Here is a 15,431-nt window from a genome sequence, read left to right as displayed (position 1 = left end):
CATCATCCTCTCGATGATGCCGCCGCCATCGTTGTGATACGCATCCGCATGCAGCTTTTCGGCTACAGTTCCACGGCCGGCTTGTTGGGGTCGTCCTTGACGTGCGCGAACTTCGCGGCGAGCGCCTCCTTGCTCTTGCGCTCGTCCTCTTCCTTGGCGCGTTTCTTGGCTTCGTCCGGATCCCACAGCACGTCTTCACGGTGGCGCCTCCATTCGGCGTCGGCCAACGGCGCGACATATTCCGCCGTCGCCGCCAAAGTGTCTTCGGCGGCCGAACGAACCTCCATCAATCCGCACAGCTGGTCGGCCGTCATATAAATGCGCGGCACGGCGCAGCATTCGCGGAGTTCGTTGACAAGCAGGACGACCGGAACCGCCTGCAGCGCCGCATACCGCGCATCGGAGATGCCGTCCGCAGTCATATTCAGCAATCCGTCGCACGCGCACAAGGCCAACGCGAACCGCCACGCCATCCGATCCGCGGCATCGCCATGTTCATCCTCGTTCGATGCTGCAGAGAACGCTTCGAGGACGCCCTCGATATCGATGCCCTCCCAGTCGACGCCCATTTCGGCAGCGGCGCCTTTCGCACAGGCGACACGTTCCTCGACATCTTCGGCATCGACGCATCTCTGCATTGCGTCGTATGCGTCGTTCGCGGCAAGCAGCGCGTCGACGATTTTCTGCGGACGGCCCGGAATCTCGTCGGCACCCTCGTATACGAATTCAGAGTCCGGCATGGTCACGTCCTCACCGGTCATAATGGCCGCCGCATCCCGGGTGACACGCACCTGCAGGTTTTCCGCATATTTCGCGTCATTGTCCAAACGCATCGCGTCGGTCAGCGGCCATAGACCCACCAATTCCACACCGGCCTGCGCCGCCTGTCTCACGGCAGCCATCGACGCGATCCGGCCAATCGAGGATCGCTTAAAACAAAACGCCATATTCGCTCCTTTGCTACGCGTTCTATTGTGCGCCTATTCGACGTCCGCCGCCGGGTCGACATACGTGATTGACATCACTTTATGCGTATCGCAGTCGTATGTGATCGACGTGACCGAGGCGAGCGCAGTGTGGCGCAACAGCATGTTGTGTTCGGGATGACCGGTTTCCAACATGTGCCGGTATGACCAGATTGGTGATTCGTGGCTGACGACGACGATTTGTTCGCCGGGATGATTCGCGACCTGTTCAAGCGCGAAATTTTGGACGCGCGCCGCGATGGACTTATACGTCTCGCCCCAGCTGGGCTTCCACAGGTTGGTGACGAGCTTCCAGTTGCCGTTTTTCCACAATGCGCCTTCGCCGTGGCCGATGCGCTTGCCGCGAAATTCGTTGCCGGCTTCGATGATGCGTTCGTCGCAGGTCAGTTCCAACGGGGTTTCGCCGCGGGCGGCGCGCACGTCATTCAATGCGTCAAGGATTGCGCCGGCGGTTTCGCGGGTGCGTTCAAGCGGCGACGAATAGATGGCGGAAATGGTGTTAGTTTGCGGATTGGCAGCCAGATAGCGTGCGGTCGCCTGTGCCATGCGCAGGCCGCGATCGGACAGGTGGAATCCGGGAAGACGCTCGTAGAGCAGATGATCAGGATTGTAGACTTTTCCATGGCGGACGAAATGGATGGTGGTTGCCGGCACTGACAGTCTCCTTTCCGGCTTCGCCGTCAAATGATTCGACGGTCTGCTGGCATGCTCTTTGGCGGCATGCCGATGCATATATACGGCTACCTATTGGCGTCTATGTCAACAGCATAACGTTCACGCGCCAACATTATGAGAGCGTTGCAAGACGACGCAAAAATATCGCGAAAAATGTTTACTTCCAGTTTTCTCATCTACCGCGTGTTCCATTGTGATTGTGTCTAGAGTTGCACAAGTTGCCAATATGCCGTATCCGCAACGCCGAAATCACCTTCGGCCTTGCGCTCAAGCACACTTGAAGTGGCATCGTTGCATGAAGATGAGGTCGTCCTCACCAGGCGGCTCCGATCGACGGCAATAGCGCAGCATTATCAATATCACAACAATTCCAGCAATCCCAATAATCATTGGCTCCGCAGCGACGCAAAGCCGCGAAGTCGTCATGAAACTGTGAGCAGAAAGGAGCGGTACGCAATGGCCAATCAATTCGTCTCTGGCGCAAAAGACCTAGGCCATCGTCTTTTCGGCGGTTATGCCGAACTATTACGTATTCCACACACCACACGTTTTGCAGTAGGAGCGGTGATTGCCTGTATGCCGTTCCCGATGGTCGGCATGACCATCACGATTTCCGTGCAGCATTACTACGGCAATTATTCGTTGGCGGGCGCGCTGACGGCCGTGCAGGCGATTGCATTGGCCGTCGCCAGCCCGTTGCTGGGCAAATTGGTCGATAAATTCGGCCAACGGCAGGTTTCGATTCCGACGATCATCGTATGGATGATCGCGGCGACTTCGCTGGTGACCTGCATCACGAACCGCGTGCCGCCATGGATCCTGTTTTGCATTGTGCCTTTTATGGCGGCGATTCCGCCGTGGGGTGCGATGAGCCGCCGGCGTTGGACAACGCTATTGAAAGGTGATTCGGCACGCACGAATCGTGCACTGTCGCTGTGTGGCGTGTTCGACGAATGCATGTGGGTCGTCGGCAATCCTTTGGCGTCGACATTGGCCGTGATTTCGGGTGTGATGGCGTTTTCGGTGACCGGCATGTGCGTGCTGATCGGTGCGCTGATGTTCCTGACGGAACTGAGCACCGAGCCGAAATCGCAAACGCAGCTGGCCCGCGAGGCCGGTATGACGCGCAAGCAGTATCGCGATCGTGAGGCCGCGCGCGCCAACGCGCTACGTGCCGAAGCCGAAATCGAATATGCCCGCGATCGTGCCGAAGCATCCGGCGCTTCGCCCGAAGAAGTGAAAGCCGCAATGGACGCCGCTGCGGCCAATGTACGGGCAGGCAGGAAAGAGTCGATCTGGGGCCCTGGCCTGATCGCCGTATGCGTGACCTGGTTCGGTCTGGGTGCCTTCCAGTCAGCGGCAGGCATTTCCATCGTCGCTTTTGCGACGGAGTCGAACATGAAACAGTACACCGGTTTTGTATTCGCCTGCTTCTCGTTCAGCTCGATGATGGGAGCTCTGGTATATGGCGCGAAGAACTGGACGATTCCACTGTGGAAACGTTTCTATTTCTGTCTGGCCGTGGTGAACATCGGCATCGGATCGTTCCTGTTCGCCGACCACCTGTGGGTGATCATGATCATCTATCTGCTCATCGGCGTATGCCAGTCGCCGACTTGGGTGAACGGCAATCAGCTGATGCTGCATTTGGTGCCGCCAAGCCGTTTCACGGAGGGCATGGCCTGGATGGGCGCGATGAATTCCATCGGCAGCTCGATGGGTTCTGCCATCGCCGGCCAATTCATCGACCGTATGGGCTCGCATGGCGGTTTCATCGTCGTCACCGTCCTGGCGCTGGTCTCGTTGGCGATCGCGCTGATCGGCCTGAAACAGATCAAGAGCAGCACCGAGGCTCCGACGCTGACCACCGTGCACGTCTGATTGGCGCAGCGTCGGCAGTTCATTGGCTGGCTTCGGCCCATACACAAGGCGCCCACGCATCCCCTGCATCAGGAAGCGTGGGCGCCTTCATCGGTTTGGCTACGTCTCAGGTTGATGTCCAGCCGCACAAGCCAACGGCCATAACCGCAAACGGCTAGCTCCAGCACCGCTCATGTGGAACGCCCGTCAACCGTTCGATCACTGTCCTGGCAGCCGGATCGATATCGGCTTTGGGACCGCCGTTGCGCAAACGGGTGATTTCCCTCAGCACTATGGCGTCGGTCTCCTTGCTGATCGTCAGCCGTGTGGACACAAGCCAGCATATGCTCATCGCGAACGCGAACCACCCCAACAGCACGGCCGCCAAACCGATCTGCGCCGCCGATGACTGATGCCGCAGCGTCGAATCGAAACCGACCGCCCCCAGCACCACGCCGACGGCCATCGTCGCGACGCCGGAACAGATCTGGCGCATGCATGCCTGTATGCCGGAAAACGTGGCGGAACGGTACCGTTTGGTCACGATCTGATCGATATCGGCAATGTACGGAAACACCGCCCACGGCATGTAGCCGCATAGCGCCTTGAACACGAAGAACCACAGCGCGCCTGCTACGGCGAAAGCGATCCACGCCGGCGACGGCATCGCATCAGCCAGCAGCCATGAGGACAGCAGCCATCCCGCACCGATGATGCATCCAGCAAAATTGATTGAATACAGATGTCTTGGGCCGATTTTTGTCATCGCCCAGCCGAATACCGGCATCAACGGCAGCGAGACCGCTGTGCAGCCGATCAACAGCGACGCGAACGCCGCGGTCTTGTTCCAGTCATACACAACGTAGAAAATGAACGTCTGCCCAAAAACATCCATCGACATCTGCACAAGCAGATAAATCGACAGATGCCGGCGGAATTCGCCGATACGCAGCGTCGACAAATATTCACGGAGCACCCTCTTCGCGCGACGGATCCATTCCTCCAGTCCCGCCTGCGACGTCCTGACTTCGTCTCGCACATATGAACCGAACCCGGCCTGTTCAGGCGTCATCTCCCACGTGGAATGCCAGCAGATGAACACCGCGCATGAGAACAGGACCGTCGTCGTGATGCCTAACGTCATATAACCGGAGGGATTCGTATCTCCGAACACCGCCAAAACCGCACTGCCGGCCAAGGGGATCAACGTTCCGGCAGCGGTCGAGATAGACAGACGCACCGTGGACAACATGGTACGGCCATTGAAATCCTTCGTCATCTCGCCCGGCAGCGGATTGTATCCGGTAGCGAAAAGCTGCACCAATACCACCCACATCGTATAGGCGAGAAAATATACGGCCAAAGGCATTCCAGGAAGCCATAGGAATATGCCGGTGAGAAGCAACGGCGAGGTCACCAGCAACAGCAGACGCCTCCGTCCGAAACGACGCCCGACGCGGAAACGATACAGGTTATCGTCGAACACCCCGAATAGCAGCGCGGCGACGGCGCTGATGATGGCGCTCATACCGATGACGGTTTGCGCGGCGCCGATGCCCAATCCGCAAAATCGCGTCCAGAACAACGACAGATACGTGGCGGCAAGCGTCAACTGCCCGCCGCCGTAAAAATCCCCGATGCCGAAGCCCACGGCTTCACGCAGGCCGATCTTACGTGCGTCTACGGTTTGGGTCGCATCCCGTAGCGCCTTGCTGGATGATGACATCGATGCCATGATTCTTCGATTCCCAACCTCACTGTTCGTACGATGTTTCATATTCCTGCGCCGCGCGTCGTTTCCACGACGCCGCCGTCATCCGTGAAAGGCCAACGTAGTGAATGACCAAGCCGGAGCTTCATAGACGCCGTCGGATAAATCAACGTCGACGGTACGCGGCGCCGTCGGCGCCGGTTTGCACACGGCTTTTGCCAAAACGCTGCCATCATCACCGATCAGCGCGAAATCGATGGGCAATGTTGCATCCGCACGCGTCCATACCGTATAGTTTGCTCCAGTCCGGCCGATCCATACGGCTGTATTCGAATGCGCCGTTCTGAACGAGTTCACTGCTCAGCCCTCCGTCCGCGGAATGGCTGATATCCTCGAAAAACACACCCCACAAGTCGGGACTGATCCGGCGCGATCCGGCAACATCCAGAGCGACGGCGAGTTTGTCCTTCATACTGCGATTCCTATTCTCCCATCGGTGGATCGATGTTCCGCAAACATCATCTAATGCCGGTCCAGCGCGATCCACAGCACGCCATGAGCCGGTATGGTGCCGGCGATGACGCGATCAGAGCCTTCGCCTTCGATGCGCACGTCGGATGGGGCGCCAGGCATGTCCGCAAACAAATCGGTCAATAACCAGGCGTCGTTGCGATGTTCCAATCCGACGATGGATTGCAGCTCGATGTTGCCGCCAAGCCTGAATTCGTCGTCTCCGGTCCAGAACAATGCGGCATAACGGCCACCGGCGTGGGCGCTGACCGTGCCGTCTGCCCAGTCGGCGGCTTCGGCGGTCCATACGACGAGTTCACCTCGATAGGAACGTTCATCATTCCAATCGGCGAAGATGCGTTCACGGACCGTTTCACGATTGCCGGTCGAGCCTGCGGTCACTTCACGCAGCACGGGATTGGAAAGCAGCCTGATGGTCGCGTCATCGCTGGTGGGCAGATCGCCACCGACCATCAACGGACTGCGTCCCATGCACCACAGGGCGAGCAGGGTCTTGCGCTCGTCCAAGCTCAGGCGTGATTGGCGATCGTCACCGCGCTCTGCGCGCAGACCGATATGGCCGAACGGCAGCATGTCGGCATCAGCCCAATGGCCGGTCGTTTGGAACGGAGCCCATCGGGCGAGCCGTGCAAACTGCTGGTAGATGTCCTCCCACCGATCCCACAGGTCGTCGGAGATGCGCCACATCTGAGCGTTGTCACGCAGAAATTCCGTATAGCCGGTCGATACCCATCCTCCTGGGGATAATGACAAATCGATGGCACGCCCATATGCGGCCTCGGCCTTTTCGATGGCGCGATGGTAGGCCGCGATTTCCTCGCTATGAAAAGGCGTCTGCATATCATCGACCTTCAGGAAATCAAGTCCCCACGAGGCAAACAGCTCAAGTTGCGCGTCATACCAAGCCTGTGCACCGGGATGCTTGTGATTCAGACCATAATTGTCCGGATTCCACTTGCACACATGGTCGAAATCGACAATGTCGCGTGCCGTGTATTCGGTGCCTTTGACCGGAAGATCCGACTCCACTGCGAGCCGCGGGATGCCACGCATCATATGCACGCCCAGTTTCAGGCCCATGGCATGTATTTTTTCGGCAAGCGGCGCGAAGCCCCTGCCATCGGCGGAGCTGGGGAATCGTTGCGGATCGGGCAGCTGCCGTCCGTATTCGTCAAGGACCAGCGGCGCGTCCGCATTGTATCCGTGCGCGCGGGCGGTCGGATCATACCAGTCGATATCAATGACCAGGGTGTCCCAACCCGCCTCCTTCAGATGCCGGGCCATGAATTCGGCATTGGCCAGCACCTCCGTTTCGGTTACGGTGGTGCCATAGGAGTCCCAGCTGTTCCACCCCATTGGCGGACGCCAAGCCTGAGGTAATGGTGTTTCAACACTCGGATTCGTCATCGTATCCCTCCCTGCCGATCACGCGACATTGGCATTACACTACACGCGATATATGTATCGTTACATATATTATGACGAATCACACACAACACAACATGTGCCGAATCACAGAGCGTCCACCGTTATTTCAATGATTTTAGAAAGAAAACACCGATTTTGCATTCTTCTTTTTTCCCCAGTATCGTTTTATGTATCGATACATATTTGTATCCAGACGCAGGCATCGCATCACATGGGAGGATCCGCTCATGCCCAATCGCAGACCGACGTTGCGAGATGTCGCCAAAGCGGCGGGCGTCTCCCCCATGACCGCGTCCAATGCATTACACGGCAAATCCGGTGTCAAGGAGTCAACCCGCGATAAGGTCCTTCTCGCCGCGAAACGCCTCGATTATCGCATCAACCGTACGGCCAGCATGCTGAAATCAGGCCGCAGCAACATCATTCACATCGTCATCAACGAATTCGATTCACCGTTCTATTCCAAACTGGCGCAGACGCTGTCGGAAGAGACCGCGTCACGGGGACTGACTCCGTTCATCGAACAGACCAGCTATTCCCCCGATGCCGCTGAACATGCATTGCAGTCCGCTCCTTTTTCCGACCAGCTTTTCGACGGCGAGATACTGCACGCGTCCGGGCTCAGCGCCGACGCCCCCATCGACAGTATGATACGCGGACGCCCATTCGTGCTCATCGACTCCTGCGAAGAGCACCCCACAACCGACCAGGTCAATTTCCCCAATGAAGAAGGCGCACGGACTGCGGTACAGCATCTCATCGGGCAACAATGCCGTTCCATTGCGCTGGTCGGATATGAATTCGTCTCAAGGGATAACCTCGCCCACGCGCAGGACGCATATATGCTGCGCCTACGCGGAGGCAGCAGCGCATTGCTGGATTCCGGACGCGAGTACCGTCCCGATCTGGTGTTTCAGGCCGGGGGAAGCGAAGACGGCATCCACGTGGGCCATGCCATCGCGGCACGCATCGATGCGGCCAAGGCATCCGGACGCCAACCGATTGACGGCGTGTTCTGCGCCAACGACTACGTTGCGCTCGGCGTCATACGCGGGCTGGCCGACAACGGCATCAGAACGCCGCATGACGTCAAGGTCATCGGATTCGACGGGGTCAGCGCCGGCGCGTACGCCACGCCGACACTGAGCACCGTGCAAGTCGACTTCGCTCAGCTCGCACGCTGTACGCTCGATCTGCTCGTACGACGCATCGAACGTCGTGCCGCTGGATTGCCGGATGACGCACCGGCACGCATCACCATCGGATACCGGCTAACGGTCCGGGAATCCTCAATGGCGTGAGCGTACAACGTTCCCGCACATATTCCAAGTTGTCCTCAATAATCATCAATCACAAAGGAGTTACATGAAAACCGAGGCGTACCTGTTCATACACTTCACTGGAGTCGAACAGGCTCCGACTGATGAACAGCTGTATTTTGCACTCAGCCGTGACGGCGTCACATGGAAGGACCTTCGTCCGGCAGGTTCCCCGGCACTGACATGGAACGGCGGGGAGCGCGGCACCCGAGACCCGCATATCGTCCGCGATCCGCGCGGCGGATTCCATATCGTCGCCACCGACCTGAGCATTCACTACCGCGGCGGATGGGGACCGAGCGACGGTGCCACGACCAATGGCTCCACCGGTCTGGTGATCTGGGATTCCCCGGACCTTGTGCATTGGAGCGAGCCGCGTCTTGTCGATGTCGCCTCCAAAATCCCCGGTGCCGGTATGGCATGGGCGCCCGAGTCGTGCTGGGATCCGGAGCGCGAGCAGTGGCTTGTGTACTGGGCCACCACAGCGAACCGCAGGGAGGAAGGCAACCCGCTGTCCAACGAGCTGGGCGACCCCACCAACATCTACTATGCGACGACCACCGATTTCGTCACCTTCTCCGACCCGGTCAAATGGATCGACCGGGCGAACTGCATCATCGACACCACCATGCTCAGGGACGACGACGGATGGTGGTACCGCGCCTCGAAAGACTCCGAGATCACCATTGAACGCACGCGCAACCCGTACGCCATCACGTACGAGGCGCTGCGCACGGATGACGAGGACCGGTGGAGCTTCGTCGGCACGCTGACCGACCTGCTGGGCAATGGACGATACTCCTGGCATTATCTGGAAGGTCCAGAGCTATTCCGTTACAACGATGCCGATATCAGGATAATCAACGGACGTCCGATGCGCTTCGGATTGATGTGCGACCAATTCGCGGAGTGCAAAGGATATCTGCCGTTCCGATCGGCCGACCTGTCCAGCCGTGACCTCAAAGACTGGACCGTCGCCGACGACATCGATTTCGGCGAGCTGACCAAACGCCACGGCTCAATCCTACCGATCACCGCGGCTGAATACGACGCGGTCGGGGCGGCGTTCTCCCTGTGACCACACCGTCCCGGGACGACGACACGCAAAAAAAGAGCGTCCCCGGACCGGTTCGTCCGGGGACGCCCCACCATCAATCCGTCGCCCGGGACTCCCGCCCAAGCCCTGGATGGAAAGGACCCCGCGATCGGACGCCCCACGCGCGTAAACAAAAAAGGAGGCCCCGTGGCGTGAGCCACGGGGCCTCCCCCTAACGATGAATGCGGCGGCGTGCTACTCTCCCACACCCTCCCGGGTGCAGTACCATCGCCGTGCCAGGTCTTAGCTTCCGGGTTCGGAATGGGACCGGGCGTCTCCCCTGGGCCAAGGCCACCGCAAAACCTTCACGAACACACCCCCGCAAAAAAAGGGGGCATGGCATGGACCGTGACGGTCCGGGAACCGGACAATGGACGCGAAAAAACAATCGTTCCGTGAAACGCAATGCTCCCTGCCGACCACGGAACCAGCCATGCCGACACAGGCACCCACCCCGAAAGGCGGGCCTCAAGGACAAGAAGAATAATGTTGCCGTTCGTCCGTTAGTACCGGTCGGCTCCACCCCTCGCGGGGCTTCCACCTCCGGCCTATCGACCACGTGTTCTCCATGGGGACTACAAGACCCTAAAGGGCCTACGGAATGCTTATCTTGGAGCAGGCTTCCCGCTTAGATGCTTTCAGCGGTTATCCCTCCCGGACGTAGCCAACCGGCCGCGCCACTGGCGTGACGACCGGCATACCAGAGGTCCGTCCACCCAGGTCCTCTCGTACTATGGGCAGGCCTCCTCAACATTCCAACGAGCGCAGAGGATAGAGACCAAACTGTCTCACGACGTTCTGAACCCAGCTCGCGTGCCGCTTTAATCGGCGAACAGCCGAACCCTTGGGACCTGCTCCAGCCCCAGGATGCGACGAGCCGACATCGAGGTGCCAAACCATCCCGTCGATATGGACTCTTGGGAATGATCAGCCTGTTATCCCCGGGGTACCTTTTATCCGTTGAGCGATGCCGCGCCCGTGCGCCGGCACCGGATCACTATCTCCGACTTTCGTCCCTGCCCGAACCGTCGTTCTCACAGTCAAGCCCGCTTGTGCGATTACACTCGACACCCGATTGCCAACCGGGCCGAGCGGACCTTTGAGCGCCTCCGTTACTCTTTGGGAGGCAACCGCCCCAGTTAAACTACCCGCCAGGCACTGTCCCTGACGAGGATCACTCGTCGAGGTGAGACGTCAAACGAGAACAGAGCGGTATTTCACCTACGGCTCCACACGAGCTGGCGCCCATGCTTCACAGCCTCCCGCCTATGCTACACAATCCGCGACTGACGCCAATACCAAGGTATAGTAAAGGTCCCGGGGTCTTTTCGTCCTTCTGCGCTTAACGAGCATCTTTACTCGTACTGCAATTTCGCCGGGCTCCTGGTCGAGACAGTGGGGAAGTCGTTACGCCATTCGTGCAGGTCGGAACTTACCCGACAAGGAATTTCGCTACCTTAGGATGGTTATAGTTACCACCGCCGTTTACCGGGGCTTGAATTCACCGCTTCACCCCAAGGGGCTGACGGATCCTCTTAACCTTCCGGCACCGGGCAGGCGTCAGAGCGTATACAGCGGCTTGCGCCTTCGCACGCTCCTGTGTTTTTGGTAAACAGTCGCTACCCCCTGGCCTGTGCCGCCCCCACACGCTCCGGGAGCAAGTCCCTTCACCCGCGGGGGCCTCCCTTATGCCGAAGGCACGGGAGCAATTTGCCGAGTTCCTTGACCAGGATTCGCCCGATCGCTTCGGTATTCTCTACCTGACCACCAGTGTCGGTTTGGGGTACGGGCGGACATGCATCCTCGCGCCGAAGCTTTTCTCGGCAGCATGGGATCACCGGATATCGGGCCATACGGCCCCCATCATCGCGCCTCGCCCTCACGCACCCCGGATTTGCCTGGGATGCGGGCCGCACGCTTGACCACGGACTACCACCGCCGCGGCCGGCTACCCTCCTGCGTCACTCCACGCGCTAACCGCCGGGAATCCACCCACCAGGCCAAAACCCCGAACCCGCCCGAAAGCGGGAACGAAGCCAAGGCAGGGAGGGCCTCAACCCCTTGGTTCCTTTCGGCTGCACGCCGGTACGGGAATATCAACCCGTTCATCCATTCGACTACGCCTGTCGGCCTCGCCTTAGGACCCGACTCACCCGGGGACGACGAACGTGGCCCCGGAACCCTTGGTCATCCAGCGGCGGGGATCCTCACCCCGCTCTCGCTACTCATGTCTGCATTCTCACTCCCGCGAAGTCCACGACACGCTCCCGCGGCCGCTTCGCCCCTCGCAGGACGCTCTCCTACCCAACAGGCAAAACCTGCTGCCGCGTCTTCGGTGGCGTGCTTGAGCCCCGCTACATTGTCGGCGCGGAACCACTAGACCAGTGAGCTGTTACGCACTCTTTCAAGGATGGCTGCTTCTGAGCCAACCTCCTGGCTGTCTATGCGACTCCACATCCTTTCCCACTTAGCACGCGCTTGGGGACCTTAGACGACGATCTGGGCTGTCTCCCTCTCGACGACGGAGCTTATCCCCCGCCGACTCACTGCCGGGATACACGTCACGGGTATTCGGAGTTTGGCTGCCATTGGTACCCAATACGGGCCCGCGGGCATCCAGTAGCTCTACCCCCCGGACGCAATCCGCCCGACGCTGCACCTAAATGCATTTCGGAGAGAACCAGCTATCACGGAATTTGATTGGCCTTTCACCCCTAACCCCAAGTCATCCCCCCGGTTTTCAACCCAGGTGGGTCCGGTCCTCCACGCGGTCTTACCCGCGCTTCAACCTGCTCAGGGCTAGATCATCCCGCTTCGGGTCCAGGGCACGCGACTCAACGCCATATTGCAGACTCGCCTTCGCTACGGCTCCCCCACCCGGGTTAGCCTCGCCACGCACCACTGACTCGCAGACTCATTTTTCGATAGGCACGCCGTCACCCCACCAGGGAGGCTCCGACGGATCGTAGGCGCACGGTTTCAGGTACTCTTTCACTCCCCTCCCGGGGTGCTTTTCACCTTTCCCTCACGGTACTAGTTCGCTATCGGTCGGACAGACATACTTAGGCTTACCCGACGGTCCGGGCGGATTCACGCGGGATTCCACGAGGCCCGCGCTACTTGGGAAAACAGCCATACGGAGACCGTGCGCCTTCGGCTACGGGGCTCGCACCCTCTACGGCCAGGCCTTCAAGCCTGCTCGCCTACCACACGGTTTTATAAAACTCCGCCACGACGCGTCGGCATCGTGACAGGCCGTCCCACAACACCCCGCGCGCAACCCCCGACGGGTATCACACGCGCAAGGTTTGGCCTGATCCGCTTTCGCTCGCCACTACTCACGGAGTATCCTTTCCTGCAGGTACTGAGATGTTTCACTTCCCTGCGTACCCCCCGCGCCCAACGGCACGGTGGCCATCCATGACGATGGCCGGGTTCCCCCATTCGGAGACCCTCGGATCGAAGCCCGCTCGGCGGCTCCCCGAGGCATATCGCTGCCCGCAACGTCCTTCATCGGCACTGTCCGCCAAGGCATCCACCATACGCCCTTGCAGGCAACACCACCCGACCCCTCAGGGGCCGGAAGCGTCCGCCCGCATCGACACAGCAAATTCCTGGACGACAAATCATCACACTAACGATCACAAAACGATCAAAAAACGAAACCGGAAACCAGAACGGGACCAACCCGTCCTCCTTTCCGGCAAAATCACAGCAGAGACCACCCCCACACGGGGATGTCTCCGCTCGCGTCCACTATCCAGTTCTCAAACCACCACGCACCGGACGCAAACCACCCAAGGACAACCGTCCAGGGACGCCGCGACCGGGCCGGGAACGCCAACCCACGCGAACACGCGGGCCGGTGGCGATCCGGGAGCCCAAAAGCATGCCCATACCCCGGAGGAACCCCTCCGGCCATGATCCCTTCCACACCAGCACGCCCCCACGACGCCGGCCATCGACGCCCGGAGGCCACACGACGGCCGCCATACGACGGCCTGAAATCTCCGTAGAAAGGAGGTGATCCAGCCGCACCTTCCGGTACGGCTACCTTGTTACGACTTAGTCCCAATCACGAGCCTCACCTTAGACGGCTCCCCCCACAAGGGTTAGGCCACCGGCTTCGGGTGCTGCCCACTTTCATGACTTGACGGGCGGTGTGTACAAGGCCCGGGAACGCATTCACCGCAGCGTTGCTGATCTGCGATTACTAGCGACTCCGCCTTCACGCAGTCGGGTTGCAGACTGCGATCCGAACTGAGACCGGTTTTCAGGGATCCGCTCCACGTCGCCGTGTCGCATCCCGCTGTACCGGCCATTGTAGCATGCGTGAAGCCCTGGACGTAAGGGGCATGATGATCTGACGTCATCCCCACCTTCCTCCGAGTTGACCCCGGCGGTCCCACGTGAGTTCCCACCATGATGTGCTGGCAACACGCGGCGAGGGTTGCGCTCGTTGCGGGACTTAACCCAACATCTCACGACACGAGCTGACGACGACCATGCACCACCTGTGAACCCGCCCCGAAGGGAAACCACATCTCTGCGGTCGTCGGGAACATGTCAAGCCCAGGTAAGGTTCTTCGCGTTGCATCGAATTAATCCGCATGCTCCGCCGCTTGTGCGGGCCCCCGTCAATTTCTTTGAGTTTTAGCCTTGCGGCCGTACTCCCCAGGCGGGATGCTTAACGCGTTAGCTCCGACACGGAACCCGTGGAAATGGGCCCCACATCCAGCATCCACCGTTTACGGCGTGGACTACCAGGGTATCTAATCCTGTTCGCTCCCCACGCTTTCGCTCCTCAGCGTCAGTAACGGCCCAGAGACCTGCCTTCGCCATTGGTGTTCTTCCCGATATCTACACATTCCACCGTTACACCGGGAATTCCGGTCTCCCCTACCGCACTCAAGCCCGCCCGTACCCGGCGCGGATCCACCGTTAAGCGATGGACTTTCACACCGGACGCGACGAACCGCCTACGAGCCCTTTACGCCCAATAAATCCGGATAACGCTTGCACCCTACGTATTACCGCGGCTGCTGGCACGTAGTTAGCCGGTGCTTATTCGAAAGGTACACTCAACCCATAAAGGGCCTTGCTCCCGATCAAAAGCGGTTTACAACCCGAAGGCCGTCATCCCGCACGCGGCGTCGCTGCATCAGGCTTGCGCCCATTGTGCAATATTCCCCACTGCTGCCTCCCGTAGGAGTCTGGGCCGTATCTCAGTCCCAATGTGGCCGGTCGCCCTCTCAGGCCGGCTACCCGTCGAAGCCACGGTGGGCCGTCACCCCGCCGTCAAGCTGATAGGACGCGACCCCATCCCATGCCGCTAAGCGCTTTCCCCCAGGGACATGCATCCCTGGGGAGCATCCGGCATTACCACCCGTTTCCAGGAGCTATTCCGGTGCATGGGGCAGGTTGGTCACGCATTACTCACCCGTTCGCCACTCTCACCGGCCAAGCAAGCTTGGCCGGATCCCGTTCGACTTGCATGTGTTAAGCACGCCGCCAGCGTTCATCCTGAGCCAGAATCGAACCCTCCACAAAAAACCTTCATGAAGAGCATCCGAATAGATGACTCCAACAATAAGAAAAAAGACGAGCACGTCCTATAAGGAAGGACGCGCACACAAAAACCCCGACCCCCATCGAACGCCCCTCGGCGACTCCCCACGAAACGCGGGAGCGGGAATCGGACTGGCAATCATTGACTTACATAAAGCATAAGTAGTACAGACACGCTCTTGAGTTCTCAAACCACCACCACACGCAACGAAACAGGCCACGGGACCGAACCCCCGGCCGCACCGTGCGGCAGCAAG

The 15,431-nt window shown here is 59.5% G+C and carries 7 protein-coding genes, 3 rRNA genes and 1 pseudogene; 3 read left to right on the top strand and 8 right to left on the bottom strand.

What is annotated here, in order from left to right; translation table 11 throughout:
• Positions 1–62: 62 nt before the first annotated feature.
• The gene (locus AC1AWD_RS00055) at positions 63–947 is read right to left on the bottom strand and encodes a hypothetical protein (protein WP_476563048.1); all 885 of its coding nucleotides are present in this window, start codon (positions 945–947) and stop codon (positions 63–65) included.
• A 33-nt stretch (positions 948–980) separates the two neighbouring features.
• On the bottom strand, positions 981–1,640 hold the full coding sequence (locus AC1AWD_RS00050) for a histidine phosphatase family protein (RefSeq protein WP_476563047.1): 660 nt from the start codon (positions 1,638–1,640) through the stop codon (positions 981–983).
• 477 nt (positions 1,641–2,117) lie between these two features.
• On the opposite strand from AC1AWD_RS00050, the gene AC1AWD_RS00045 reads away from it, so the two are divergent.
• Positions 2,118–3,542, top strand: a complete 1,425-nt coding sequence (locus tag AC1AWD_RS00045; RefSeq protein ID WP_476563046.1) for an MFS transporter — start codon at positions 2,118–2,120, stop codon at positions 3,540–3,542.
• A gap of 154 nt (positions 3,543–3,696) precedes the next feature.
• On the opposite strand, the gene AC1AWD_RS00040 is transcribed toward AC1AWD_RS00045, so the two are convergent.
• From AC1AWD_RS00040 to AC1AWD_RS00030, 3 genes and pseudogenes are all read right to left on the bottom strand, one after another.
• A complete protein-coding gene (locus tag AC1AWD_RS00040; protein ID WP_476563045.1) occupies positions 3,697–5,247 on the bottom strand; it encodes an MFS transporter in 1,551 nt (516 codons plus the stop codon).
• 171 nt (positions 5,248–5,418) lie between these two features.
• Positions 5,419–5,704: pseudogene (locus tag AC1AWD_RS00035) on the bottom strand (hypothetical protein); the annotation flags it as partial.
• 50 nt (positions 5,705–5,754) lie between these two features.
• On the bottom strand, positions 5,755–7,119 hold the full coding sequence (locus AC1AWD_RS00030) for a glycoside hydrolase family 27 protein (RefSeq protein ID WP_476563044.1): 1,365 nt from the start codon (positions 7,117–7,119) through the stop codon (positions 5,755–5,757).
• Positions 7,120–7,418: 299 nt separating this feature from the next.
• On the opposite strand from AC1AWD_RS00030, the gene AC1AWD_RS00025 reads away from it, so the two are divergent.
• On the top strand, positions 7,419–8,492 hold the full coding sequence (locus AC1AWD_RS00025) for a LacI family DNA-binding transcriptional regulator (RefSeq protein WP_476563042.1): 1,074 nt from the start codon (positions 7,419–7,421) through the stop codon (positions 8,490–8,492).
• A 64-nt stretch (positions 8,493–8,556) separates the two neighbouring features.
• The gene (locus AC1AWD_RS00020) at positions 8,557–9,588 is read left to right on the top strand and encodes an alpha-arabinofuranosidase (RefSeq protein WP_476563040.1); all 1,032 of its coding nucleotides are present in this window, start codon (positions 8,557–8,559) and stop codon (positions 9,586–9,588) included.
• 200 nt (positions 9,589–9,788) lie between these two features.
• On the opposite strand, the gene rrf is transcribed toward AC1AWD_RS00020, so the two are convergent.
• The 3 genes from rrf to AC1AWD_RS00005 all read right to left on the bottom strand — a co-directional run bounded on the left by rrf (position 9,789) and on the right by AC1AWD_RS00005 (position 15,156).
• Positions 9,789–9,905: ribosomal RNA gene (gene rrf / locus AC1AWD_RS00015) — 5S ribosomal RNA — on the bottom strand.
• Positions 9,906–10,089: 184 nt separating this feature from the next.
• Positions 10,090–13,168, bottom strand: a 23S ribosomal RNA gene (locus tag AC1AWD_RS00010).
• Positions 13,169–13,622: 454 nt separating this feature from the next.
• A 16S ribosomal RNA gene (locus tag AC1AWD_RS00005) occupies positions 13,623–15,156 on the bottom strand.
• Together the 16S, 23S and 5S rRNA genes form the textbook arrangement of a ribosomal RNA operon.
• Positions 15,157–15,431 lie beyond the last annotated feature (275 nt).

It is taken from the genome of Bifidobacterium sp. LH_512 (assembly GCF_056356435.1).
The sequence above is the reverse complement of the archived record's forward strand: the minus strand, read 5'-3'. Positions and strand labels throughout refer to the sequence as shown.

What these genes read in the sequence shown, in the direction of transcription:
- AC1AWD_RS00055 (WP_476563048.1), bottom strand. Translation starts at nt 947, where the DNA reads ATGGCGTTTTGTTTTAAGCGATCCTCGATTGGCCGGATCGCGTCGATG.
- AC1AWD_RS00045 (WP_476563046.1), top strand. Translation starts at nt 2,118, where the DNA reads ATGGCCAATCAATTCGTCTCTGGCGCAAAAGACCTAGGCCATCGTCTT.
- AC1AWD_RS00040 (WP_476563045.1), bottom strand. Translation starts at nt 5,247, where the DNA reads ATGTCATCATCCAGCAAGGCGCTACGGGATGCGACCCAAACCGTAGAC.
- AC1AWD_RS00030 (WP_476563044.1), bottom strand. Translation starts at nt 7,119, where the DNA reads ATGGGGTGGAACAGCTGGGACTCCTATGGCACCACCGTAACCGAAACG.
- AC1AWD_RS00025 (WP_476563042.1), top strand. Translation starts at nt 7,419, where the DNA reads ATGCCCAATCGCAGACCGACGTTGCGAGATGTCGCCAAAGCGGCGGGC.
- AC1AWD_RS00020 (WP_476563040.1), top strand. Translation starts at nt 8,557, where the DNA reads ATGAAAACCGAGGCGTACCTGTTCATACACTTCACTGGAGTCGAACAG.